At 62.4% G+C, this 24,277-nt stretch carries 23 protein-coding genes and 1 pseudogene; 13 read left to right on the top strand and 11 right to left on the bottom strand.

Annotation, left to right across the window (positions count from 1 at the left end; genetic code table 11):
• Positions 1 to 13: 13 nt before the first annotated feature.
• Positions 14 to 553, top strand: coding sequence for an AmmeMemoRadiSam system protein A (amrA, locus tag AC6CDK_RS08100; protein ID WP_039645762.1), 540 nt, complete (start codon positions 14 to 16; stop codon positions 551 to 553).
• A gap of 125 nt (positions 554 to 678) precedes the next feature.
• On the opposite strand, the gene AC6CDK_RS08095 is transcribed toward amrA, so the two are convergent.
• The 4 genes and pseudogenes from AC6CDK_RS08095 to AC6CDK_RS08080 form a co-directional block, all read right to left on the bottom strand.
• Positions 679 to 2,004, bottom strand: coding sequence for a citrate (Si)-synthase (locus tag AC6CDK_RS08095; protein ID WP_039645764.1), 1,326 nt, complete (start codon positions 2,002 to 2,004; stop codon positions 679 to 681).
• Positions 2,005 to 2,382: 378 nt separating this feature from the next.
• The gene (locus AC6CDK_RS08090) at positions 2,383 to 3,576 is read right to left on the bottom strand and encodes a M24 family metallopeptidase (RefSeq protein WP_039645766.1); all 1,194 of its coding nucleotides are present in this window, start codon (positions 3,574 to 3,576) and stop codon (positions 2,383 to 2,385) included.
• A 32-nt stretch (positions 3,577 to 3,608) separates the two neighbouring features.
• The gene (locus tag AC6CDK_RS08085) at positions 3,609 to 3,755 is read right to left on the bottom strand and encodes a hypothetical protein (protein WP_052269428.1); all 147 of its coding nucleotides are present in this window, start codon (positions 3,753 to 3,755) and stop codon (positions 3,609 to 3,611) included.
• A 13-nt stretch (positions 3,756 to 3,768) separates the two neighbouring features.
• Positions 3,769 to 5,430: pseudogene (locus AC6CDK_RS08080) on the bottom strand (AMP-binding protein); the annotation flags it as partial.
• A 450-nt stretch (positions 5,431 to 5,880) separates the two neighbouring features.
• Here AC6CDK_RS08080 and AC6CDK_RS08075 point away from each other — a divergent pair.
• The 11 genes from AC6CDK_RS08075 to AC6CDK_RS08025 all read left to right on the top strand — a co-directional run bounded on the left by AC6CDK_RS08075 (position 5,881) and on the right by AC6CDK_RS08025 (position 16,749).
• A complete protein-coding gene (locus AC6CDK_RS08075) occupies positions 5,881 to 6,558 on the top strand; it encodes a response regulator (RefSeq protein ID WP_039645770.1) in 678 nt (225 codons plus the stop codon).
• Positions 6,558 to 8,327, top strand: a complete 1,770-nt coding sequence (gene pnpS, locus AC6CDK_RS08070) for a two-component system histidine kinase PnpS (RefSeq protein ID WP_066357685.1) — start codon at positions 6,558 to 6,560, stop codon at positions 8,325 to 8,327. The genes AC6CDK_RS08075 and pnpS overlap by 1 nt, the downstream gene beginning before the upstream one ends.
• Positions 8,328 to 8,515: 188 nt before the next feature.
• Complete coding sequence (locus AC6CDK_RS08065) at positions 8,516 to 8,953, top strand: phosphate-starvation-inducible PsiE family protein (RefSeq protein ID WP_039645774.1); 438 nt, start codon at positions 8,516 to 8,518, stop codon at positions 8,951 to 8,953.
• Between the two features lie 165 nt (positions 8,954 to 9,118).
• Positions 9,119 to 10,147 (top strand): PstS family phosphate ABC transporter substrate-binding protein, encoded by a 1,029-nt coding sequence (locus tag AC6CDK_RS08060; protein ID WP_039645776.1) that lies wholly within the window; start codon positions 9,119 to 9,121, stop codon positions 10,145 to 10,147.
• Positions 10,148 to 10,270: 123 nt separating this feature from the next.
• Entirely contained in the window at positions 10,271 to 11,248 is a 978-nt protein-coding gene (gene pstC, locus AC6CDK_RS08055) for a phosphate ABC transporter permease subunit PstC (protein WP_066357687.1), read from the top strand.
• A complete protein-coding gene (pstA, locus tag AC6CDK_RS08050; RefSeq protein WP_039645779.1) occupies positions 11,248 to 12,168 on the top strand; it encodes a phosphate ABC transporter permease PstA in 921 nt (306 codons plus the stop codon). The genes pstC and pstA overlap by 1 nt, the downstream gene beginning before the upstream one ends.
• Before the next feature lie 56 nt (positions 12,169 to 12,224).
• Positions 12,225 to 13,004, top strand: coding sequence for a phosphate ABC transporter ATP-binding protein PstB (pstB, locus tag AC6CDK_RS08045; protein ID WP_039645781.1), 780 nt, complete (start codon positions 12,225 to 12,227; stop codon positions 13,002 to 13,004).
• A 31-nt stretch (positions 13,005 to 13,035) separates the two neighbouring features.
• Positions 13,036 to 13,722 carry a phosphate signaling complex protein PhoU gene (gene phoU / locus AC6CDK_RS08040; RefSeq protein WP_039648298.1) on the top strand — a complete coding sequence of 229 codons (687 nt, stop codon included), beginning with the start codon at positions 13,036 to 13,038 and terminating at the stop codon, positions 13,720 to 13,722.
• Positions 13,723 to 13,894: 172 nt separating this feature from the next.
• Positions 13,895 to 14,026 (top strand): hypothetical protein, encoded by a 132-nt coding sequence (locus AC6CDK_RS08035; protein ID WP_082833147.1) that lies wholly within the window; start codon positions 13,895 to 13,897, stop codon positions 14,024 to 14,026.
• A gap of 30 nt (positions 14,027 to 14,056) precedes the next feature.
• Positions 14,057 to 15,142 carry an alpha/beta hydrolase gene (locus tag AC6CDK_RS08030; RefSeq protein WP_192905918.1) on the top strand — a complete coding sequence of 362 codons (1,086 nt, stop codon included), beginning with the start codon at positions 14,057 to 14,059 and terminating at the stop codon, positions 15,140 to 15,142.
• The gene (locus AC6CDK_RS08025; RefSeq protein ID WP_192905919.1) at positions 15,139 to 16,749 is read left to right on the top strand and encodes a GH3 family acyl-acid amido synthetase; all 1,611 of its coding nucleotides are present in this window, start codon (positions 15,139 to 15,141) and stop codon (positions 16,747 to 16,749) included. The genes AC6CDK_RS08030 and AC6CDK_RS08025 overlap by 4 nt, the downstream gene beginning before the upstream one ends.
• On the opposite strand, the gene AC6CDK_RS08020 is transcribed toward AC6CDK_RS08025, so the two are convergent.
• Together AC6CDK_RS08020 and AC6CDK_RS08015 are read right to left on the bottom strand one after the other, a co-directional pair.
• Positions 16,694 to 17,641: a Tim44 domain-containing protein gene (locus AC6CDK_RS08020; RefSeq protein WP_039645787.1), complete on the bottom strand. Its 948-nt coding sequence runs from the start codon at positions 17,639 to 17,641 to the stop codon at positions 16,694 to 16,696. The genes AC6CDK_RS08025 and AC6CDK_RS08020 overlap by 56 nt on opposite strands.
• A 198-nt stretch (positions 17,642 to 17,839) precedes the next feature.
• Positions 17,840 to 18,577 (bottom strand): response regulator, encoded by a 738-nt coding sequence (locus tag AC6CDK_RS08015; RefSeq protein ID WP_039645789.1) that lies wholly within the window; start codon positions 18,575 to 18,577, stop codon positions 17,840 to 17,842.
• 162 nt (positions 18,578 to 18,739) lie between these two features.
• On the opposite strand from AC6CDK_RS08015, the gene AC6CDK_RS08010 reads away from it, so the two are divergent.
• Entirely contained in the window at positions 18,740 to 19,846 is a 1,107-nt protein-coding gene (locus AC6CDK_RS08010; RefSeq protein ID WP_039645791.1) for a DUF362 domain-containing protein, read from the top strand.
• A 7-nt stretch (positions 19,847 to 19,853) separates the two neighbouring features.
• Here the strand turns inward: AC6CDK_RS08010 and AC6CDK_RS08005 are convergent, their stop codons facing one another.
• The 5 genes from AC6CDK_RS08005 to AC6CDK_RS07985 form a co-directional block, all read right to left on the bottom strand.
• A complete protein-coding gene (locus AC6CDK_RS08005) occupies positions 19,854 to 21,539 on the bottom strand; it encodes an ABC1 kinase family protein (RefSeq protein ID WP_192905920.1) in 1,686 nt (561 codons plus the stop codon).
• Positions 21,533 to 21,850 (bottom strand): phasin family protein, encoded by a 318-nt coding sequence (locus AC6CDK_RS08000; RefSeq protein WP_039645795.1) that lies wholly within the window; start codon positions 21,848 to 21,850, stop codon positions 21,533 to 21,535. Before AC6CDK_RS08000 ends, AC6CDK_RS08005 begins: the two co-directional genes overlap by 7 nt.
• Positions 21,851 to 21,933: 83 nt before the next feature.
• Complete coding sequence (locus tag AC6CDK_RS07995) at positions 21,934 to 22,587, bottom strand: hypothetical protein (protein WP_192905921.1); 654 nt, start codon at positions 22,585 to 22,587, stop codon at positions 21,934 to 21,936.
• The gene (locus AC6CDK_RS07990; RefSeq protein ID WP_192905922.1) at positions 22,580 to 23,557 is read right to left on the bottom strand and encodes a hypothetical protein; all 978 of its coding nucleotides are present in this window, start codon (positions 23,555 to 23,557) and stop codon (positions 22,580 to 22,582) included. Before AC6CDK_RS07990 ends, AC6CDK_RS07995 begins: the two co-directional genes overlap by 8 nt.
• A complete protein-coding gene (locus AC6CDK_RS07985; RefSeq protein WP_192905923.1) occupies positions 23,558 to 24,277 on the bottom strand; it encodes a hypothetical protein in 720 nt (239 codons plus the stop codon).

Here is a 24,277-nt window from a genome sequence, read left to right as displayed (position 1 = left end):
CTGAAGGAGAGACATGCCGAAACTAAGCGACGACGACAAGAAACTCTTACTCGCACTAGCCAGGGAAGCCATAGTTACCTATGTCAGGGAGGGTGTTATTCCGACCTCGGAGCTCTCCGTACCAAGTCTGCGCGATCACTATGGTTGTTTTGTCTGCATCAAAAAAGACGGGAAATTGCGCGGCTGCATCGGCAATTTCACGTCCAGCCAGCCACTGTACCAACTGGTCAGGGAGATGGCTGTGTCCGCCGCAACCCGTGATCCGCGCTTTTATCCGATGACCAGCAAAGACATCGCAAATTTTTCTCTGGAAATTTCCGTTTTGAGCCCCTTGGAAAAAATAACCTCACCAGAACAGATTATAGTGGGAACCCACGGCATCTACATCGAGAAAAATGTCTGTCGGGGGATACTCCTGCCCCAGGTCGCCACGGAATACGGCTGGGACCGCGATACGTTCCTCATGCAAACCTGTGTTAAGGCCGGTCTCAAGCCTGACGATTGGCGGGATGGGGCTGACATTTACATTTTCAGCGCAGAGGTGTTCAACTGATCTCGACAGCCGAGACACCTGAAGCGGGAACGTTTAGAAAAAATGGGGAGATGCGGTGACATCTCCCCATTTTCTATTTACTTGCAGCAAAGGTGCCGGGGACGTCATCCCCGGCACCTGTACGGCTAAAACTTGCGGCCGCCTTCTTCAGCCCACTTCTCGAGCATCGGAGTGGTGACGGACTTGGGACGCTCGATGGCGTAACCGAGGCCACGGTCCCACGTGATGTTCGCCATGCAGCCGAGCGCACGGCCCACACCGAAGAGAACGGTGTAGAAGTCCCACTCTTTGACGCCGTAGTACCACTGAATGACACCGGACTGGGCATCGACGTTGGGCCAGGGGTTCTTGGCCTTGCCGTGCTCCATGAGTACGCCCGGGGCGACTTCGAAGATCATGGCAACCAGCTTGAACAGCGGATCATCCTTGAGCCCCGGAGTCTTGAGACAGAACTCGCGCTGCGAGGTGTACCGCGGGTCGGTCTTGCGGAGAACGGCGTGGCCGTAGCCCGGAATGACCTGACCGGAGTTGAGCGTATCCCACAGGGCCTTGGTGACCAGTTCCTTGGTGGGCTCAACATCCTTGCAGTACTTCTCCTGGAACTTGATGGTCCAGTCGAGAACTTCCTGGTTGGCAAGGCCGTGCAGCGGACCGGCGAGGCCGTTCAGACCGGCGGAGTAGGCATAGTAGGGGTCGGACAGGGCCGAGTGCACCAAGTGGGTGGTGTGGGCCGACACGTTGCCGGACTCGTGGTCGGAGTGAAGGATGAAGTACATCCGGGCAACATCCTCGTACTCCTTGCACTGACCGATCATGCGGGCGAAGTTCGCGCCGCAGTCAGCGCCCTTGTCGATGCCAATCTGCTTGTCACCCCTGTACTTGAGGTTGTAGATGAATGCGGCAATGACCGGGATACGGGCGACGAGATCATAGGCATCTTCGTAGACGTATTCCCAGGCGTTCATTTTGTTGAATTTGCCCGAATTGTAGAACCCGCAGAACTTGGAGTCCTTCTGGAGGGCAAGGATGCCGACGGAGAGCATGACCATGGGGTGGCTTTCCTTCGGCAGGGCACGGATGGCGTCAAACACGTACTGGGGAACTTCCTGGCGGACCTTCCACTCGGCAACCACTTCGTCAACCTGGGCCTGGGTCGGAACTTCTCCGGTCAGGAGGAAGTACCAGAAGGATTCAACGGTCGGATAGTCTGAACCGGGAGCCTTGGGGAGGGCCTCAAAGGTCTCGGGAATGGTCTTGCCGCGGAACCGGATCCCTTCCTGGGGGTCGAGATAGGAGATGTCGGTTACCAGGCAGCGGATGTCACGGGCACCGCCGATGCATTGATCAATGGTCACCTGGTCGATGATGACCTTGCCGAACTCTTTCACGAGCCGGGTGGTGCGGGGACGGTGCTCCTCAATTTTCTGCTTAAGGGTTTCCTTGAGTGCCATGTTACGTGCTCTCCTTTCCAAGCTGTGATGTTTTAATAAACAAAAACAAACTATCAACCTCGCCTGCCTTCTTCCCCCCTCCTTTCCGCTGGTGGTGTCACGGTACTGGAAATTTCAGTCGGTTATACCTCCGATACCACAAAATACGGCATAAAATCGAGGTACCGATCATCGTGAAAACGGCAGAAATCTCTTTTTAGTATACTGTATACAATTTTACTGTAAAGCCTTATACCATTCAATCTGATTAAACTCAACAAAATTTTACATGATAACGGGCAACAAGGGGCGCGGCGGCCGGCGTGAATCCGGAGGTGTGGAGCGGGACGTTTCACCTCGGTCAAGGCGACGTCCCGCCGGAGGGGTGAGTGGCTGCGGTCAGAGAATGACCAGTTCCTGGTCCGAGAATGTCAGTTGCTTGAGCCCTTCATAGTTTGAGATGTAAAAGGTATTTTCGATCCCGATGGCCCCTTCGCCCGGGAAGACGACCTTCGGCTCGAACGCGAACACCATGCCCGGCTCAAGGACCATCTCGGTGAAGCCGCGCGCAATGAACGGATACTCGTCGATCTCGATGCCGATGCCGTGGCCGATAAAGGAAACCTGGGCGCCGCGGGCGCCCATGAAACTGTCGGCGTATCCCAGTTCTTCGGCCAGGGCACGGCATCCCTCATAGACATCGCCCCACGGCGTGCCGGGAAGAGCCAGTTCGGTCATCCGCTCCTGAACCCTGATCATGTCGTCATAGGCACGACGCAACCGATCGGAAATCCCCCCGATGGCCAGGACGCGTGTCTGGTCCACCAGGTAGCCGTCAACGCAACCCGCGAAATCGACGATGATCGGCTCGTTGCGCTCGATCCGCTTGAGCCCGGCTCCCTGACCGAACGAGGGATTGAGCCCCAGGCCCCCAAGGGGGGTATCCACATAGGCAGGGACCGCCGTATCGGCTCCGGAGAAGATATGGGCATAAAACAGCTCGGAGTTGAAGGAGCGCATCCGGACGAGCCCCTGGTGGCCTTCCTTCCGGGCAGTGAACTCCAACTCCGCCGCCAGCGCCAGGTCGGTCATTCCCTCACGGATGACCGACCTGGCGCGGCGGTGGACCTTGTCGACCTGGACTGCGGCATCCTGAAGGAGATGGATCTCGTACTTGCTCTTGATCATCCTGACCCGCCGGATGAGAGGCGTTGCATCGCTGAAGTCGGCGGCGGGAAAGACGGCGCGGTAGCGCTCGAAGAAGGCTACCGGCACCACATCGAGCTCCATGCCGATCCGGGCGGGCAGAGAATAGCCGTGGTCCGCCAGGATTCCGGGGATGTTCTTCATGGAGGAAAACGGGACGACCAACTTGAGCCCCGACTCCATCCGCGCCCGGGAATGCTCTTTGCGGACCATGTAGATGGGGTCGCCCTCAATGGGCACATAGAGGTTGCCGCTCTGGATGGTGCCGGTGAAATAAAACAAGTCGGCATTCTGAACGATGATGACCGCATCGAGGCCGGCCCCGGCCATGTATGTCTGAAGCCGGGAAATGCGGTGGTCCAGCTCTTCCCTCGGAGTGATGCGCATGGAAACCTCTCTTTGTGTACGTGACCCGGGCGTCATTCTCCGCCGGATTGACGGCGAAGCCGCGCCTCCTTTTCCAGGCGCCGACGCTTGCGGCCCCCCAGGAAAGCCTCTTCGATGAAGATCGCCGCGAAACAGACGACGAACAACACCATGAGAACGCCGAGAATCTTTTCCCTCATGCCAGTGCTCCGGTCAGGCGGTTTCCCCCGGCCCTTCGAGGCCGAGTTCCTTGATGGCCATTTCCCGCAGCTTGAACTTCTGGATCTTGCCCGAGGCGGTCATGGGGTAGGAATCTACGAATTTGACATACTTGGGAATCTTGTAGTTGGCAATCTTGCCCCTGCAGAAATTCCGCACATCTTCCTCGGTCATGATCTCGCCCTTCTTGAGAATGACCGCGGCCATGACCTGCTCCCCGTACTTGCGGTCGGGGACGCCATAGATCTGAACATCCGATATTTTCGGGTGAGTATAGAGAAACTCCTCTATCTCGCGAGGATAGACATTCTCGCCGCCGCGAATGATCATGTTTTTGATCCGGCCGGTGATCTTGCAGTAGCCGTTCTCATCCATTACGGCCAGGTCACCCGTGTGGAGCCAGCCGTCGGCATCGATTGCCCGTGCGGTCTCCTCGGGCATCTTGTAGTACCCCTTCATGACCAGGTAGCCGCGGGTGCACAGCTCGCCCTGCTTGCCCGGCGGCAGCTCGGCACCGGTTTCGATGTCGACGATCTTGACCTCCACGTCGGGAAGCGCCCGGCCCACCGTGGCCACCCGAAGCTCGATGGCATCGTCGGTGCGGGTCTGGGTGATCACCGGCGACGATTCGGTCTGGCCGTAGGCGATGGTGATCTCGCTGGCGTGCATCTGGCTGATGACCTTTTTCATGACCTCGATGGGACAGTTGGAGCCGGCCATGATCCCGGTGCGGAGGCTCGTGAGATCGAACTTCGGGAAATCCGGGTGCTCCAGTTCCGCGATGAACATGGTGGGAACGCCGTGGACCGCGGTACAGCGCTCCTTCTCGATGGTGCGCAGCACCGCGAGGGGGTCGAAAATCTCAACCGGCACCATGGTCGTGCCATGGGTGACGCAGGCCATGACGGCGAGCACGCAACCGAAGCAGTGGAAAAAGGGGACTGGGATACAGAGACGGTCCTTCTCGGTGAACTTCATGCATTCGCCGATATTGAAGCCGTTGTTGACAATGTTGGAGTGGGTCAGCATGACCCCCTTGGGAAAGCCGGTGGTGCCCGAGGTGTACTGCATGTTGATGACGTCGTGGCGATCAAGGGTCCCCTCCACTGCCGCCAGTTCGTCGTCGGAGACATGCTCGCCCATGGCGGCGATGGCCTCGAAGTTGAGCATGCCGGCCGGAGTCTCGCTGCCGATGAAGACGACATTCCTGAGGAAGGGAAGTTTCGCGCTGGAAAGGGCGCCGGCTTCCGATCCGGCCAGTTCGGGCACCACCTCGTTCACGGTGGCCACATAATCGGTATCCTTGAACGACTTTACCAGAAAGAGCGTCGAGGAGTCGGACTGGTTGAGGATGTACTCCAGCTCCGCCGATTTGTAGTTGGTGTTGACCGTTACGAGCACCGCGCCGATCTTGGCCGTGGCGAACTGGAGGACCACCCATTCGGGCACATTGTATGCCCAGATGGCAACATGATCGCCCTTCTTTACCCCGAGCCGCAGCAGCCCCTTGGCCACCTTGCGGCAGACTTCGTTGAACTGGCGATAGGAGTAACGGAGACCGCGATCCACATAGACGAGAGCGTCATTGTCGGGATAGCGGGCCGCAATGTGATCGAGCAGTCCTCCCACCGTAAATTCAAGCAGTTGCGCCATGGACTCCCCCTGTGTGTTCCGTCAATTCAAACATGCGTTTCAGCTCGTTAACTCATTGAATCGATGAAGATTTACTGAACTAGCACGCCGCTCGGTACAAGTCAAGATGTTAGAACATGGTATGATTGGAGCGTGAGCAGGGCTGGTGCCGCGGCATGAACGTCATGGCCGGCATGAAACACGTCTGTTGCGAGACACGCACCGCAACGCGCGGTTATGCGACCCTGCTGACGATATAGTGATTTCAGCACGTTCCGACCTGCCCATTTCTTGGGCAATTTGCTATTTACATTTGTTTTAATATGCCTTTGCAAACGTGTTACGATCTTATCCACAAGGGTATCCACAATTTGTGTGGAAACGAGTTTCGCTGCCCGTTTTTACAGGTATTTTTCACAGTTGTAACATAAATGCAATAGTGTGACGCTACCCTCGCACGAGGGAGAGAATTTCATGAAAACGATTCTTATCATTGAAGACGAGCGTGACCTGGCCGATCTGGTGGCCTTCAACCTTGAGAAGGAGGGGTACCGGACCCTCACGGCACTGGATGGCGCGAACGGCCTGGAATTGGCCCGTAGCCAACCCCCCGACCTGATCCTGCTGGACCTGATGCTGCCGGGAATGATGGGGATGGAGGTCTGCAAAATCCTCAAGAAGTCGGAAAAGACCGCCCACATCCCGGTCATCATGCTGACGGCGCGCGGCGAGGAGATCGACCGTGTGGTCGGTTTCGAGGTCGGGGCCGACGATTACGTGGTAAAACCCTTCTCCACCCGCGAGTTGCTGCTCAGGGTGAAAGCGGTGCTACGCCGCTCCCTCCCCGACAAGCCGGAAGGAAAGGTCATCAATGTCGGGCCGGTGACGATCGACACGGAGCGGCACATGGTGGCCGTGGAGGGAGATGATGTCACCCTGACCACGACCGAGTTCAAGCTGCTGCTGAACCTTGCCGAACGGCTCGGCCGGGTCCAGAGCCGCGACCTCCTCCTCAAGAATGTGTGGGGGTATAATTACGTGGGAGACACCCGCACGGTGGATACCCACATCACCCGCCTGCGGACGAAGCTTGGACCGGCCGGAGAGTTGATCAAGACCGTTCGCGGCTTCGGCTACAAGATGGAGGAATAGTGAAGCTCACCATCCAGTGGAAGCTGATGGCTTCCTATCTATGCTTGCTCCTCTTTATCGGGGGAGCTTTTTTCGTCTACCTCAACCATACTCTCACCACGCACCTGGCCCACGAGATCCAGGAGAATCTCAAGAGCGAATCGCGGCTGGCGCGGATGGTTGCCGCCAGGGAGATTCGTGATATGCGGCGGGATGCGCCCGCAGCGGCAGCGGCCATTTCGCGCGAGACCCGGGCACGCGTGACCGTGGTCCTTGAGGGGGGCGAGGTGGTGGCCGACTCGGATATCGCCCCCCAGTACCTGGGGACCCTGGAAAACCACGCGAACCGCCCCGAAGTCCGGCAGGCGCTGGAACAGGGAGGGGGCGCCGCGGTCCGCTATTCAGCTACCATCAAGACCCCCATGCTCTACGTGGCAACCGTGCTCAACACCACGGAGGGAGAACGCGGCGTGCTGCGCCTGTCTCTCCCCCTCACTGCGGTGGAAAAGGCAAAACAGAGCATCCGGACCCTGCTGGGGGCATCTCTTGTGGTATCGCTGGTGGTGGCGCTGCTCCTGAGCTATCTGCTCTCGCGGTTCACGTCCCGTTCGCTGCGCACCATCACGACCCTGGCCACCCAACTGGGCCGGGGAGACTACGGCCGGCGGATCCCGGTCATCACCCGCGATGAAGTCGGCGAGCTCGCCCGCGTCATGAACGAGATGGCTTCGCAGATCGAACGGAACCTGGCGCGGATCTCGGCTGAGAAAAACCGGCTCGACACCATTCTGCGCGGAATGGGTGAGGGGCTCATGGTGAGCGATGCCGGTGGGACCGTGACGCTCGTGAATCCGGCCTTTCTTGAGCTCTTCGGTCTCACCCAGAGCGTGGAAGGGAGACAGATCATCGAAATCGCCCGGTTCCCCGAGCTGAACGAAACCTTCAGGGCCGTGGTGTCGTCCCGCAGCGAACACGTGGAGGAGATGACGCTCCCCCTGGGGGAGGGAAAAGAGGTGCTGACCCACTGGGTGCCGCTCATGGAAGAGGATGAACTGCGCGGCGTGGTGGCGGTGTTCCACGACATTTCGGACCTGAAACGCCTGGAGGTTGTCCGCCGGGACTTCGTGGCCAATGTATCCCATGAGCTCAGGACGCCGGTCACGGTCATCAAGGGATATGCCGAGGCCCTGGCCGGCGGGCTCGTGAAAGAAGACCCGGAACGGGCCGGACGGTTCCTGGAGATCATTTACAGCCACTCGGAACGGCTCGCTGATCTGATCCGCGATCTCCTCACCCTTTCGCAACTGGAATCGGGAGGACTCCAGCTGGAGCTGGCCCAGATCCATCTGGACCGTGCGGTCGCCCATGCGGCGGGACTGCTGGAGCAGAAGGCCGCAAAGAAGGAGATCGCCATCGACATGTCGGCCCTGGCTGGCGCCCCACCGGTGCTGGCCGACCCGGGGCGGCTGGAACAGGTCCTCATCAACCTCATGGACAATGCCCTCAAGTACACGCCGCCCGGAGGCGCCATCACCCTCAGCGCCGATGAAGCGGGCGGAATGGTGAGGGTGTCGGTTCACGACACCGGCATCGGCATCCCCCCCAGGGACCTGCCGCGCATCTTCGAGCGGTTCTACCGGGTGGATGCCGCCCGCAGCCGCGACGAGGGGGGGACTGGCCTCGGCCTTTCCATCGTGAAGCACATCATCCAGCTCCACGGCGGCGGCATCACTGTCGAGAGCGAGCACGGCAGAGGCACGACGTTCCGGTTCACCCTGCGCAAGGCCTGATCGATACGCACTACCAACCAAGGGGGGCGGTCAACGACCGTCCCCCTTGGTTGTGCGCGGATCACCCCGGTTAGTCCTGAAGCGTTCTGCAAAAGAGAAAGTTTCCTTCCCCTTACCTCCCCTTAACACACCTGTAGCCTTCCCATCCTATCCTCTTCCCGTAATCAGCACACAGAACGGGAGGTTCCATGTGGAAAGAGGATGTCATAGACCTGAAGCTCACGAAGTTTTTCGAGGTGTCGGCGCGGGTTCTTCTCAGCCTGCTCATCGTGGCCGTACTGCTGGCGATCCTGGGAGGGATCATCCGGACCTTCTACGACATGAGGCTGGTGGTTTTTCACGATTTCCACGAGGCGTTCAGGACCATCCTGGTGGATGTCCTGACCGTACTCGCCGTTGTGGAGGTACTGCGTACCGCCCTGGCCTATTTCTCTGAAGGACGCGTGAAAGTGACCTACATCATCGATACGGTGCTCGTCACGGTCCTCACCGAGATCATGGCATTCTGGTACCGGGACATGTCCTGGGACAAGGTGGCCATGGTGATCGCTCTGGTTCTGGCCCTGGCTGGCGTCAGGGTCGTGGCGGTGCGCTTTTCGCCCCGCCGCAGCCGCGAAGAGCTGTAACCGCCCGGGAATGTTACAGCAGGGGCACAGGCACATCGTCCTGCGCCCATGGATCCAATGTTCAGCGGATCTTTGCACAGCCGTAACTCGGACGTAACAAACCACTTCTATGATGACACCATGCGTTTGCAGGGCACAGATCACCAACTATCAAGGAGAATCAGCATGAAAAAACTCACGTTGGGCGGAAAGATCGGCCGGATTACCCCTGCCTTAGCTGCTGCCGTCATGGGCCTCACGATTGCGGCGAGTCCGGTCCTTGCGGCGGACAAGCTCGTGAAGATCGACGGATCAAGCACCGTCTACCCCATTACCGAGGCGGTTGCCGAGGAGTTCCAGAAGGCCAAGAGAGGCGCCGTCAAGGTAACGGTCGGCATCTCCGGCACCGGCGGCGGGTTCAAGAAGTTCTGCCGTGGCGAAATCGACCTGTCCGGAGCCTCCCGTCCCATCCTCAAGAAAGAGATGGAAGCGTGCAAGCAGGCGGGCATCCAGTACATCGAGCTGCCCGTGGCCTATGACGCCCTCACCGTGGTGGTGAACCCCCAGAACACCTGGGTCAAGAGCATGACCGTGGACGAGCTCAAGAAAATCTGGGAACCCGCAGCCCAAGGGAAGATCACAAAGTGGAACCAGGTCAACCCCGCCTGGCCGAACCAGCCCCTCAAGCTCTTCGGGCCGGGCGCGGACTCGGGCACCTTCGACTACTTCACCGAGGCGGTGGTGGGCAAGGCCAAATCCAGCCGCGGCGACTTCACCGCCAGCGAGGACGACAACGTGCTGGTGCAGGGCGTGTCCCGCGACAGGGGCGGCCTGGGCTACTTCGGCTATGCCTACTACGCCGAGAACAGCAAGAAGCTCAAGGCGGTTCCCATCGTGGAGAAGGCCGGCAAGCCGGCGGTCTCCCCGTCCGTTGACACCGTCAAGAACGGCAGCTACCAGCCCCTGTCCCGTCCCATCTTCATCTACGTGAACGCCAAGTCGGTGGACAAACCCGAGGTGAAGGAATTCGTGGACTTCTACCTGAATCAGGCGCCGAAACTCACCAAGGCGGTCAAGTACGTGCCGCTGCCCGACAAGGCCTATGCCCTTGCCAAGTCGAACTTCGCCAAGAAGAAGACCGGCACCGGCTTCGGCGGCGAGCCCGAGGTGGGCGTCTCGGTGGAGGAACTCCTCCAGCGTGAAGGGAAGCACTGATCCGACGGCCTGAGCTCCATCCGGGGGAGAGGCGCCGGGGCGGGGCCTCTCCCCTTTTATGTGCCCGGGCAATTGTTACAACCGTCAAACGGTTGCACCATCCGTATCGCGGTGGACCGAACCATGGATAACAAACACATGAACACTTCATCTCCCGACACGACCCTCAGCCTGACGGAGTGCGTCTCCTCCGCCGAGGCATCCAGACGACTCGCCCACAAGCGGAGCCGTCACCTGAAGGAGCGGCTGGTAGAGTTCATCCTCTTCCTGGCGGCCTTTTCCTCGGTGGCGACCACCTTCGCCATCGTGGCGATCCTGGTCTACGAGTCGATCCCGCTCTTCAAGCATGTCTCACTGGTGGAGTTTCTCACCGATCCCCAATGGACGCCGCTGTTCGACGATGCCCACTTCGGCATCATGCCGCTGGTTTCGGGCACCCTGGTGACGACCGGCGTGGCCCTGTCGGTCTGTATCCCCATGGGGACCATCATCGCCATCTACCTGAGCGAGTTCGCGCCCCACAAGGTCCGCGAGACGGTAAAGCCCTTTCTGGAACTCCTGGGAGCGGTACCGACGGTGGTCTTCGGTTACTTCGCCCTGATCGTGGTGACCCCCCTGCTCCAGAAGGTGATGCCCGACCTGCCCGGCTTCAACATGCTCTCGGCGGGCCTCGTCATGGGGATCATGATCATCCCCTACGTGAGCTCCGTGAGCGAGGATGCCATGCGGGCGGTGCCGATGCACCTGCGGGAAGGTTCCTACGCCATGGGGGCCACCCGGTTCCAGACCGCAGTGAGGGTGGTGGTGCCGAGCGCCTTCTCCGGCATAGCCGCGGCCTATATCCTGGGTATCTCCCGGGCCGTGGGCGAGACCATGATCGTGGCCATTGCCGCGGGCATGCAGCCGACCCTCACCTGGAAACCGACCGAGTCCGCCTCCACCATCAGCTCCTATATCGTGCAGGTGGCCCTGGGCGATCTTCCCCACGGCAGCATCGGCTACCAGTCGATCTTCGCCGCCGGACTCACCCTGATGGTGATGACCCTGGTCTTCAACATCATTGGCTACTGGCTCAAGAAGCGGTTCCGGGAGGTCTACTGATGCAGCAGTCCGTTACGGAAATAAGACGGCTCATCGCCCGCCACAAGTTCTGGGATTACGTGTTCGCCATCGTGGGCCTCATCTGCCTGCTGGTGGGGATTCTCACCCTCATGGGGCTGTTCGCCCAACTGGTGGCGGACGGCGCGCCGCGGCTGAAGCCCCACTTCTTCACCTCCTTTCCCTCGCGCTTTCCCGAAGAGGCGGGGATCCTCTCGGCCTGGGTCGGCACTATCCTGGTCATGCTGGTGACCGCCTTCGTGGCGGTGCCGCTGGGAGTCGCCGCCGGCGTCTACCTGGAAGAGTACGCTCCCAAGAACTGGCTCACGGCCATCATCGAGATCAACGTGACGAACCTGGCCGGGGTCCCCTCCATCGTCTTCGGCCTGCTGGCCCTCGGCCTCTTCGTCTATCAGTTGAACTTCGGCCAGAGCATCCTGTCCGCCGGACTCACCCTGGCGCTGCTGATCCTGCCGATCGTGATCGTGGCCACCCGGGAATCGCTGCGCGCCGTGCCCGGCAGCATCCGCGAGGCGGCCTACGCCCTGGGCGCAACCCGCTGGCAGATGGTTTCCAACCATGTGCTCCCCTACTCATCCTCCGGCATCCTCACCGGCGTGATCATCGGCCTGTCGCGGGCCATCGGCGAGACGGCGCCGGTCATCACCATCGGGGCGCTGACCTTCATCGCGTTCCTGCCCCATTCACCGGTTTCCGGCCAGTTTCCCTTCATCAGCTTCGAATGGCTCAAGGACCCGTTCACGGTCATGCCGATCCAGATGTTCAACTGGACCTCCCGACCGGAGGAGGAGTTCCAGCTCAACGCGGCGGCAGCCGGCGTGGTGCTCCTGGCCATGACCCTGGCCATGAACGCGGTGGCGATCTTTCTCCGCTACCATATCCGCAAGAAGGTCAAGTGGTGAACGGCCGGGACCGCCCAGAGCGCCTTTACCGTACTATAGATACCCAAGGAGCAACGATGTCAGCATCTGTACAGCCTGTGCTCAAGGCCGAATCGAAAAATCTGAACTTCTACTACGGCGACTTCAAGGCCCTGACGGGAATCTCCCTTCCGGTCCACGACAAGAAAATCACTGCCCTGATCGGTCCGTCCGGGTGCGGCAAGTCGACGTTTCTGCGGTGCTTCAACCGGATGCACGATCTCTACCCCGGCAACCGCTACGACGGTGAAATCACCCTCAACCCCGACGGGGTGAACATCCTCTCCCCCAAGGTGGACCCCATCGAGGTCAGGATGCGGATCAGCATGGTGTTCCAGAAGCCGAACCCGTTCCCCAAGTCGATCTTCGAGAACGTGGCCTACGGCCTGCGGGTGCGCGGCATCTCCAAGCGGAGCGTGCTGGAGGAGAAGGTGGAGGAGGCCCTCACCAACGCCGCCATCTGGAACGAGGTGAAGGACCGGCTGAACGACCTGGCCTTCAACCTTTCGGGGGGCCAGCAGCAGCGGCTCTGCATCGCCCGGGCACTGGCCATCGACCCGGAGATCATGCTGTTCGACGAGCCCACCTCGGCGCTGGACCCCATTGCCACGGCAAATATCGAAGAATTGATGGCCGAGCTCAAGAAGCGGTTCACGATCCTCATCGTGACCCACAACATGCAGCAGGCCGCCCGGGTATCCGATTACACCGCATTTCTGTACCTGGGAGAAGTCGTGGAATTCAACGACACGAAGAAGATCTTCACCACCCCCGACAATCCCCGCACCGAGGATTACATTACCGGACGGTTCGGATAGAGGGAACGACAGCTCACCAATGGGGATTTCAATGGAAAAAGAACATATCTTCAAGCAGTACGATGCAGAACTGAACGAGATCCGCACCCGCCTCCTGGAGATGGGGGGCAAGGTGGAGAAGATGATCACCGACGCCATGAAGGCCCTGGTGGACCGGGATTCCGACCTGGCGCGCCGGATCATCGTCATGGATCACGAGATCAATCACCTGGAAATGGACATCGACGAGAAGTGCCTCCAGGTCCTTGCCCGGCGCCAGCCGGCCGGCCGCGATCTCCGCTTCCTCACCCTGGCGCTCAAGATCGTCACGGACCTGGAGCGAATCGGCGACCAGTGCACCAACGTGGCCAAGCGGGCCGTGGAATTGAACGAGGAGCCGCCCCTCAAGCCCTACATCGACCTGCCCCGCATGGCCAACTGGGCCGGGGTGATGGTGAAGGAGTCGCTGGACGCCTTCGTGACCGGCGATGAAAAGCTGGCCATCAAGGTCTGCCGCGACGACGAATTCGTGGACGGCCTCAACGACCAAATCCAGCGGGAACTGCTCACCTTCATGATCGAGGATCCGACAACCATCAGCCGGGCCCTGAAGATCAGCCACATCTCCAGGTACCTGGAACGGATCGCCGACCACGCCACCAACGTGGCCGAGATGGTCATCTTCATGATCAAGGGGAAGGACATCCGCCACACGACGCCTCCCACGGCCCCCCAGTGACAGCAATCAAACCGGGGGGCTGCCCGGCCCCCCATACCCGCTTCCGTTTTCACCCTCAATTCACCCCCCTGTAACCCCTCGGCAATACTGGACTGCTACCATCCTGGCATAGACGAGTGACTGGCACTCCGGGAATCCCCCCGGTGGCCGTCTCGCCCACAGGAGGCAGCCCATGTCCCGATTCAATCTGCCGATCCCAGGCCTGGGAGAACTCGACCGCCAGATAGCCAAGATCAGGGAGCTGCGCGATGCGCTCCAGCGCCTGAACACGCCCGCTGCCGGACCTGCCCGCGGCGCAGCCTGAAACCTGGACGTATCACCGGAGGAACGAACCATGCTCACCAGCACCGTCATTCCCCTTGCTCAGCGAACTGTTGCCAGACACCCCGCGCTCCTCTCGGTGGCCTCTGCGGCCACGGGGCTCCTGCGGCACATGGCGATCAAACCCCACACCCCGTCATCCCGGCCGCGCGAGCTGGCCCTGCGCCGGCGCCTGCCCAGCGTTCACGCGGTGCGCAGCCAGATCTTCCGGGAAAAGGGAACGGGCACCCAGCCCACCATCGTGATCGGCGGGTTCGTCCCGGACGCCACTGAAGCGGTGGAGTTCCAGCGGGAACTGTTCCGCCGGCACGGTTCGGTCTACTATCTGAATTACGCGCGGCACGGCTTTTCCGTTGAGATGTTCTTTGCCCAACTGGCCGACCTGGTGGAAGATCTGAACCGGCGGGGCGAGAAACCGGTCATCTTTGCCATCAGCTTCGGCTGCTCGCTCCTCTCCCGGTTCCTGCGGGAGCGCTACTCCGACGAGGGCCTGACCGTGGGCGGCATCGTAATGACGAGCCCGGTCCTCTGCACCCAGGACTTGGTACGGCCCGAGCGGGAAAAGGGGGGCGGCGTCCGGATGCTGGAGAGCAGCCTCAGGCGCATCCTCAGGGCAGAGGCCACGAAGGAGGATGAACTCGAGCGCCAGATCGAGCGGGCCCGGCGCTGCTTCCAAGCCCTGTTCGAAGCCGGCGCCGTGAACCGCATCCTCTCCCACCGGCACCTTTCCATCCGCAAAAAAATCATGTCGGTGCTGCAGACCACGTCATGTCTCGGGGGATACGAGCGGGTGCTGGCGCTCAAGGATGCCGCGTTCACCGCGGTCGGGCCGCTGTTCGCCGGGCCGGCGCTGGTCATGCTCGCCGAGGACGAGGAGAACGTCCTGGCCCCCTCCTCCCCCACCCTGGCGGCCCTGCGCGACACCGGCGTCCGGGGAGAGCTCTTCCCCCGGGGCAAGGTCAGGACGGTGGCCTCGCCCATGAGCGGCGACACGGTTCCCCATGCCTCGCTCATCTTTCACCACCACTGCTACAACCCCCTGATCGAGGCATGGTACGACCGTCTGGCGTCCCCCCTGCTCATCGCGGTGGTTTCATGATCAGGTCAAGCATCGACCTGATGCTCAAGGCAGGGGCCGCGGCCCTGGCAAAGAACTTCGAAAGCAGGGACCCGATTGCCAGCCAGCGGGAAATCCTCGCCCGACTCGTGGTAACGGCCGCCGTCACCCGCTTCGGCCGCGACCATGGCTTCGCGGAACTGGCAGGAGAGCCCTTCGACCGTCTCTATGCGGAATTCCGGCGCCGGGTGCCGATCCGCACCTATGCCGACTTCTGGCGCGACTATTTCTCGGCGTGGCAGAGCGATGCCAACGGCAGCCAACGGCTCCTGCTGGAGGACGTGACCTGGCCCGGCCGGATTCCCTTTTTCTGCGAGACCTCCGGCACCACGGCACCCACCAAGTACATCCCCTTTTCCCGGGAGATGTTCGCCGCCAACAAGCGGGCCGCCCTGGATCTCACCGCCTGCTACCTGCACCGCACCCCCCGCAGCCGCCTGTTCCAGGGAAAGCTCCTCTACATGGCCGGCAATACCCGGCTCACCGATCTGGGCAACGGGGTGCAAAGCGGCGACATGAGCGGCATCACCCTGCGCCATCGCCCCTTTTACCTGCGCCCCTTCGTGGCGCCGGGCATGGCGGTGTCGGCCCTGCCCTGGGAAGAAAAAGTGGTGGAACTGGCGGGGCTTCTGTTGTCGGACCGCTCCATCCGGGGCATCTCCGGCGTTCCTCCCTGGATCATCCTCCTCCTGCAGCGGGTGGAAGAGATGGGGCACCGCCCCATTGCCGAGCTCCTTCCCAACCTGGAACTGATCATCCACGGGGGAACGAGCATGAAACCGTACCGCCGCGAATTCGACGGCCTCTTTCCCCGACGCCGGCCCCATTTCCTGGAGGTGCTCCCCTCCTCCGAGGCGTTCATGGCCTTCCAACTGCCGGGCGAGGACCGGATGCGGCTCGTGCCCCACTACGGCGCCTTCTTCGAGTTCATCCCCATCGAGGACCTCGACGAGGGGGGGACACCGGCTCCCGACGCGCCGGCGGTTCCCCTGGAGGCAGTGGAGACCGGCCGGCGCTACGCCGTGCTCCTCACCACCTGTGCGGGACTGTGGCGTTACCACATCGGCGACACCCTGCGTTTCACCGCCCTGTCCCCCCACTTCATCGAATTCACGGGACGGGACCGGTTTCTGGACCGGTTCGAGGAAAAGGTGACCCAGGGGGAGGTGGAGGAAGCGGTGGCCCGGCTCAACCAACTGGACGGGATCGAGGTAAGGGAGTTCATGGTGGGCCCCGATATCGGGGAGCGGCGCCACCTGTGGGTACTGGCGGTGGGCGAAATGAACGAGCGGAGCGACGACGTCCTGGGGAGACACCTGGACGCCACGCTCCGCTCGCTGAATGCCGATTACGCCACGTTCCGGAGCCAGGGACGGATCGCCGGGCCCCGGGTCGTGACGGTGAGCGGGGATGTCATTTACCGTTGGTCCAAAGAGGTGCGCGGCAAGCTGGGGGGACAGAGCAAGATCCCCCACGTGGACCCCACGGCGGAAGGTGAGATGGTGGCAAGCCTTGCGGCCTTTGCCGACGGTTTCAGGCCTGCTGGATTGCCGACAGCTTCCAGGAATTCGGCCCCACGGGACGGGTAAAGGTCCAGAACTCCTCGAACTTCACCGGCTCCCGGTCGCTGCCGGAGACAACCCGTCCCTCTTCGTCCGTGGTGTAGTCGAGAAGATTCGCCAGGAAACGGACCGTGATGAAATCACAGCCCTCCTCTTGCCAGGCCTCCACGATCTCCACCTGGCGCACGGCGATATTCTCCAGCCGATTCACCCGGCCCTGCGCCTTGAGTTCAGCCACGTCGTTCTGGAGCGCCCGCTCCATCTCGGAGGCGAGAACCTCCCGCGCCGACGAGAGGTCGCGCCGCGTCCACGCCCCCTGGACCCGAAAAAAGACATCCTGGGCCAGTTGACGGAACTGCTCCTCGCTGAACGATCCGTCCATCTGGCGGACGTGGGCCAGCCCCGAGTCGGCCCCGGCTGCGGGGACGGGTTCCGCGGGGTGCCCGTAGCGGTACTGCTGGGGCGCCACAGGCTCCTCACGCCCCCAATCGGGTGCGCGGCCAAGCGTGGCTGCGGCTTCACGGCGCCGGGACGCCACGAAACGATAGATCAGATAGAGAACGCCGCCGATCAGCAGGATATCGAAGAGCCCCACGCCGCCCGTACCGGGGCCCGCGAAACCGAGACTGCGGAAGAGCATCCCGCCGAGCAGGCCCCCCACGATACCGCCGGCCATGCTGCGGAGGAAACTGCCGCCCTGCCGCTGCTGGGGAAAAGTCTGGGGAACAGCGGGAGCCGGCTGGGGCCGGGAGGCGGGAGCCGGGTCCACCGTCCGGGCCGGAGGACGGTAGGTGCGCGTGCCGCGGCTGCCGAAGGAACGGCCGCCGCCCGCCCGTGCCTCGGCCTCGTAACAGGCAGCCGCCACCAGCGACAGGGCAAAGGCCACCGTAACCACTCGAACCATCATGCGTGAAATCATCATTGCCACCTTTTCTGGTATTGAATATGCCGGCCACTGTACTCCAAACCGGCGCCGTTTCCCAGAGGCGCGGAAAAAACCCAGCCACGGAGCCGGGTTGACCGGCATCGAGCGTTCCGTATCCCGGACACGAAACAGCCGGCTCCCCTCTCCGGGAAACCGGCAGTCATGGCACCCGGGGACCGGGTTCGGGCTCCGCTACCCCCGCCTGCGCAGATAGGCCAGAAACTCATCCCGCGACAGTTCTTTCTTCCTCACCAGGTGGTCCATCTGGCGGGACAGGGCCAGCCGTTCCCCCTCCTTCATGGCATCTTTCACAAGCACGAAGAACGGAACGTTGCGGACCTGCGGATAGAGCCGGAAGCGCTCGAGCAGCTCGAAGGCGTGCATATCCGGCAGCGTGACCGAACAAAAGATCATATAGGCGCGGCCCGTGGTGGCAAGGGCCACGGCCTCCTTGCCCGTGTAGGCGTTGACCACCTCGAAGCCGAGGGAGGTGATGGCCTTGGCAACGTTCTCCTCCCCCTTCTTGGAGACCACCATCACCTGGAGGTCCCAGGTATCCGCCTCATCGGTCAGCCCCAGGACCGTGAGCTTCTTCATGATGTAATCAGTCTCGATGGGGAGGGTGAAAAAGCCGGCGGCCGGGAAAACGCCCCCGATCTTCCCCTCCTGGCTCAGGTAGACCGGCAGGACCGGCACATCGCGGGTGGCCGGGTTGTTCTTGATATCCAGCAGGATCCCCCAGCCGTCGTGGGAGAACGGAGATACGTCGAGGACCACGCCAAGGGGCTTGGCGTCGCCGAAATCGTCCCTCCCCCTGCACACTACCGAGTAGCCCGCATGCCTGAGATAGTCGAGCACCGTGGCCGCGCGCTCTTCCTCACATCCCAATCCCATCAGCCAGAGTTCCGGCTGCTTCGCTGAATCACTCATGGCATCCCCCGATCTGTGGCGGCTGTTTTATTAATTAACAACATAACAAAATTTATCCCGACCGCAAGGAAAAGTTAGCAATAACTGGCTGTTGACGTTGAAAATGCCGCGCCCCTGTGCTAGCGTCCATCTCACCAACATTCACTACAAAGGAGATGCGTCATGCCGAGCACCGTTTACTTCAGCGACATGCGGGCGGGACACAAGGAAAACCTCTTCGCCAAGATCGGCAAGCTCATGATCCTGGCTGGCGCCAGGGAACGGATCGCCACGGGCGACCTGGTGGCGGTAAAGGTCCACTTCGGCGAGCGGGGAAATCATGCGTTCATCCGCCCCATTTTTATCCGGCGCGTGGTGGACGACATCAAGGGGTGCGGCGGAAAGCCCTTTCTCACCGACTCCTCCACCCTCTATCCGGGCGAGCGCAAGGAAGCGGTCTCCGCGCTGATCTGTGCCATCGAGAACGGCTTCGACTTTGCGGTTGCCGGCGCTCCCCTCGTCATGTGCGACGGACTCCGGGGCAACTCGGCCACTGTCGTTGAGGTGAACGGCGAACTGCTGAAAAAGGTCCCCATCGGCTCCGCCATCGTCGAGGCCGACGCACTGGTGGCCGTCTCCCACTTCAAGTGCCATGAGCTGACCGGCTTCGGCGGCGCCCTGAAGAACCTGGGCATGGGCTGCTCAAGCCGCGAGGGAAAGCTGACCCAGCACTCCACCGTGGCGCCAAAGGTGGCTGAAAAATACTGCACCGGCTGCGGGCTCTGCCTGAAGGCCTGTGCCCATGACGCCATCGCCATCATCGAGGGGAAGGCCAAAATCGACCCGAAGGCGTGCGCCGGCTGTAGCCGCTGCATCACCGTCTGCCCCACCAAGGCCATCACCATCCAGTGGAACGAGGCCGCCGACCTGGTCATGAAGAAGATGGCAGAATTCGCCAAGGGAGCCGTAACGGGCAAGCAGCACAAGACCCTCTTCCTCAACTTCATCACCCAGGTCTCCCCGGCCTGTGATTGCTACGGCCACGCCGACGCCCCCATCGTGAACGACATCGGCATCTGCGCCTCCACCGACCCCGTCGCCCTGGACCAGGCCTGTGCCGACCTGGTCAATGACGCCGTGGGGAACCAAAATACGGCATTGGCCACCGGCCATGAGCCGGGGGGCGACAAGTTCCGCGGGGTTCACCCGGATATCGATTGGGAAATCCAACTGGAGCATGCCGAGAAGATCGGCGTGGGGACACGCGAGTACGATCTGGTGAGAATCTGAGGTTTCGTTACAGCCGTCCTGACCGGATGATCGCCACGACCCACCAGAGGCCGATGAAGCCGGCAATGGTGTAGCCCATGAAGGCGAACACCGGGAAATCGAGAAACTTCGGCCCCTTGTCGGTCTGCATGACAATGGACGAGCCAACGATCAGGGCGGCAATGATCAGGCTGGAGGAAAGGCGGTTCACGGACTTGTCGAACTCCCGCATGGCCCGGTCGAGGCCCCGGTGTTCCAGGTCGATCTTGAATTTGTTCCGGTTGATCCGGTTGAGGAGCTCCTTCAGGTCCCGCGGCAGGTTGCGGGCCAGGGTGAAGTAGGAGAGAAGGTTCGAATTCATCTCCCGGATCAACTGGCGGGGAGAGAAGCGGTCGCGCACGGCCTGCTTCATGAAGGGGCGCAGGTGCTCCACCATGTCGAAGGTGGGATCCAGCTCCCGCCCCATCCCCTCGATGGCCACCAGGGCCTTGGCCAGCAGCATGAGGTCGGGCTGGAACTTGATGTGATAGGTGGTAATGACCTCCAGAAACTCCAGCAGCACCCGCCCCACCTCGATCTCCTGGAGCGGGGTCTCGTAGTAGTTGTCGATCAGGCCGGTCAGGTCCCGCTTGAGGGCCCGGGTATCCAGGGTGTCGGCGATCTCCCCTGAGTAGAGCAGCAGCGAAATCACCTCGTCCACGTCCCGCTGGACGATGGCCAGCAGGATGTCGGTGAGGTACCCCTTGAGCTGGGCGTCGAGCCGCCCCACCATGCCGTAGTCCAGCAGGCAGATGACGTTGTCCGGCAGGATGAGGACATTGCCCGGATGGGGATCGCCATGGAAGAAGCCGTGGGTGAGGACCATCTTGAGGAAGGCATCGGCCCCGCGCCGGGCGATGAGCCGGCGGTCCATGCCCGCGCGTTCCAGGGCCGCCGTGTCCGACACCTTGATCCCGTTGATGAACTCCATGGTAAGGAGTCCCCGGGCGGTACAGTCCCAGTGGACCGTGGGGAAGTAAAGGGTCGGGTCCCCCGCGAAGTTCTCGGCAAAGCGCTCGATGGTATGCCCTTCCCGCGCGAAGTCCATCTCGCGGCGGATCGTCCGGGCGAACTCCTTCACGAGCCCCACCGGGTCGTAGATGTCGCTGCGGGGAAGGTGACGCTCGGCCAGGACCGCCAGCCCCATCATGGCGTCGATGTCGGTCTCCACGGCCTCCACCACGCCGGGACGGCGGACCTTGATCACCACCTCCTGGCCGGAAACGAGCCGGGCACGGTGCACCTGGGCGATGGAGGCTGCCGCCAGGGGCTCGGGGTCGATGAAGGAGAAACGCTCCTCCGGGTCGCGACCAAGCTCGCGGCTGATCTGGTCCAGGGCGTCCTCGAAGGGGAACGATGGCACCTGATCCTGGAGCCGGGCGAACTCCAGCACGAAGCTGCGGGGGATCACGTCCGGGCGGGTGGAAAGGATCTGGCCCAGCTTGACGAAGGTGGGGCCCAATTCTTCCAGGGCAAGCCTCATCCGCTCCGCGGGCGAAAGCCGGGTCAGCTCCGGTTCGGGCTTGCGGAAGAGCCGGCGTCCCCGGGCAACGAACCGGGAAAGCCCCATGAGCGACAGGGCGTGCTCGAAGCCGTACTTGACCAGTACCCGCACGATCTGCCGGTAGCGGCGCAGGCTCCGGATGTTGCGGTTGAACTGGAAAACGCTCAGCATTCGGTGCTCGGGTCTCCGATGCCGGCTTTTGCCTCAAGGGCCTCAACCCGCTTGGCAAGCCGGTCGTACTCCTCGCGGGGGACGAGCCCAAGACGGTCAATGGCCCGTTTGACCTCCACGTCGGCCATCTCCTCGATGCGCTCCCTGACATCCTTGGCCATGGTCTGGATCTTCTCCAGGATCGCCTTCCCTTCGTCCTCACCCACCTTGTATTTTTCCTTCAGATCAACGAGACACTCCTCCACCTTTTTCTGGGACAGGGACACGACCCCCAGGCCGGTCAGAAATACCTTCTCGAACAGTTCGATCATGGGGTGCTCCTCCTTTCATGGACATCACACGGAACAAAAGTACCAGAAATCACGTAAAAAACAAGCGGCCCGCCACCCGCGCCTCACATCTCCAGGTCCAGGTCGGGCTGGAACAGCCGCCCGTCTCGGAGGTCGAAGGGGATGGTGATGAGCCTGCCGGTGCCGCAACGGACGAGAAATGCCTCCAGAAACCGCTGGTTCCCGCGCCGCTCCCCTGCCACGGTGGCCAGTACCACCGGCTCGGCCAGGGTCAGGGCATCAGCCTCGCGAAAAACAATGGGAGCCACCGCGGCGGGACTTCCGGCGGAACGGCCGAACGCGGGAGCACGGAGCGTCAAGAGCCGCCCCGCCCGCAGGATGGATGCCGGCCTGGCGGCAAAAGCGGGCACGAAGACGAACGGCGGCTTCTCCGCCCGGGCAGGGTCAGGCGTCATGATGGCGCCCGTCAGGGACAGGTAGTCGCGCAGGGTTGCCGCCTCGCCGCCGGCGTTCACGGCACGGAACGGGAAGACCCAGAACGGGAGCCGCGCCATGGTGCGCCGCGCCCCGGGCGGAGCATCCAGGTCGGCCCCGGCCGCGTGAACGACCTGGCGCAGGACCAGGGTTTCCCCCTCCAGTTCCCGGAACGTGCCGCACCCCTGGCAGGGGAAGATGACGTCCGCTCCCGTGGCTGAAAGGCCAGCGCCGCAATCGGGGCAGCGGAGCGGGATTACCCGCAGATCGTGCCGGTCAGCCAAGCTCCACCTCCCCTCTCTGTTCCACCAGGCCGAAGAACCAGATGGCCAGACGTTCGATCGACAACCCGCCGTTGGCGGCGTGCCAGGCCAGGAAAGCGCCGGCGGCCATAAACCCGACCAGCGGATGGAGCGTGAAGGCATAGATCAGGAGCGTGACCGTCGCCAGGGGGCGCAGCACCGTAATCCGCACGGCGGACGGAAGGCGCCCGGCGAGGACGCGGCCGTTGACCCCGTCCACGGTCACGTGATAGAGCCGCTCGCCGCGGGAAAACGTGAGGTTCCAGACCGGATACGAAATAAGGGCGAGGCGCTCCCCGCAGAGGGCGAGACGGCCGGCCGAGCGGAGCACTCCCTTTCCTCCGCCCCGGGACCGGGCCTGGGCCAGTGCTTCCCGCCGCACCTGCTCCGGCGTCGTGACCGGGTCAAAGACCGTGCCCCGGCGGGAGACCTCGGCGAAATCCATCCCCGCAAGCGGCAGGACCGCGCTTGCCACGGCGATGCCCCGCAGGCCGAAGCGTGACGTATCGCAGGCGGGAGAGCTGTAGTCCACGGCAATCATGACCGCCTCGGTGCCGCTTTCCGCGGGCCCGCGCACCTCCCGAACCGTGCGCATACCGTTCCCGTCGTACTCTTCCTGCCGAACCCGAGTCTCCCGCTCGGCCCAGAGCCAGCCGGCCGCATGGCCCCGCAGCCGCCAGAAGGGGAGGAAGCAGAGCTCGCTCCCTTCGAACCGGAGCAGTTCCACCACCTTCGGGTCGCCATCGGCAGCCGCCGCGGCCTTGCGGGCTGCAGCGCGGGCCTGGGCACTATCAATCCGCTCATCAATAACAAATCGGGGAATGCCCGCCTCGCCGGAAACCGCCAGAGAGGTTCCGCAGGAGGGACAGGGAGCATTGCGGTTTCCTTCGCTGAACGAAAAGGGGCTTGCACACTGGGGACAGGATATGGTGACCGTCTGCGGCGCGCCCATTCACTCCCTCCGCCGGAGCAATGCGGTGCAGGCCGGCCAGGCAACGGCCAGCACGGCAGCGAAGACGGCGGCCCTGAAAAGGTGGCTCTTCACGGCCGGGCCGGCGACAATCAGCACGAGGGCGAAACCGGACACCAGCGCCGCGTGGCGAAACGGCACCGGCACGGACCGGGCCGGCAGGGGCGTCAGGAGCGCAACTCGCCGGTCCACCGCCGAGACCAGTGCCCGGCAGTCGTGGCCGGCAAGACGGAAGGAAAGGAGATAGAGAGGGAGATAGACGAGGCTGAGGGAGGTGCCGCCACGGCCGGCCCCTTCCCCCAACGCTTCGTCGACCGGGATGTCCGGCAGGATGAAGTCGTTCTCCGACGGGACGAAGAGGAGGTCGCCGCCGGGCAGGACCGGGACCGGCCCCTGAAGCCAGGGATGGCGCAGGGCCGGCACGAGCCGCGTCCCCCCGTTTTCCGGCCGCGAGAGCCAGAAGGGCGCAACCAGATACTCGCAGCCGGTCCGCTCCACGGCCTGTCCGGAACCATCCCGCTCAAGGGAGGCGGCCAGGGCGCTCCACGCCACCCGATCGTCCCGCTCGTGGGCCAGGTGATATTCGGCAATGCCGATGCCCCGCTCCGCCATGAAGGATGAACCGCAGAAGGCACAGCCGTGGAAGCGGGTATCGGTGCGGGCCTCCGCCGGAGCGCCGCACTGGGGGCAGGCGACGGTCAC

This window comes from Geobacter sp. PheSNFMC, assembly GCF_059620965.1.
Note: the sequence above shows the minus strand (reverse complement) of the source record. Positions and strands in the feature narration are given on the sequence as shown.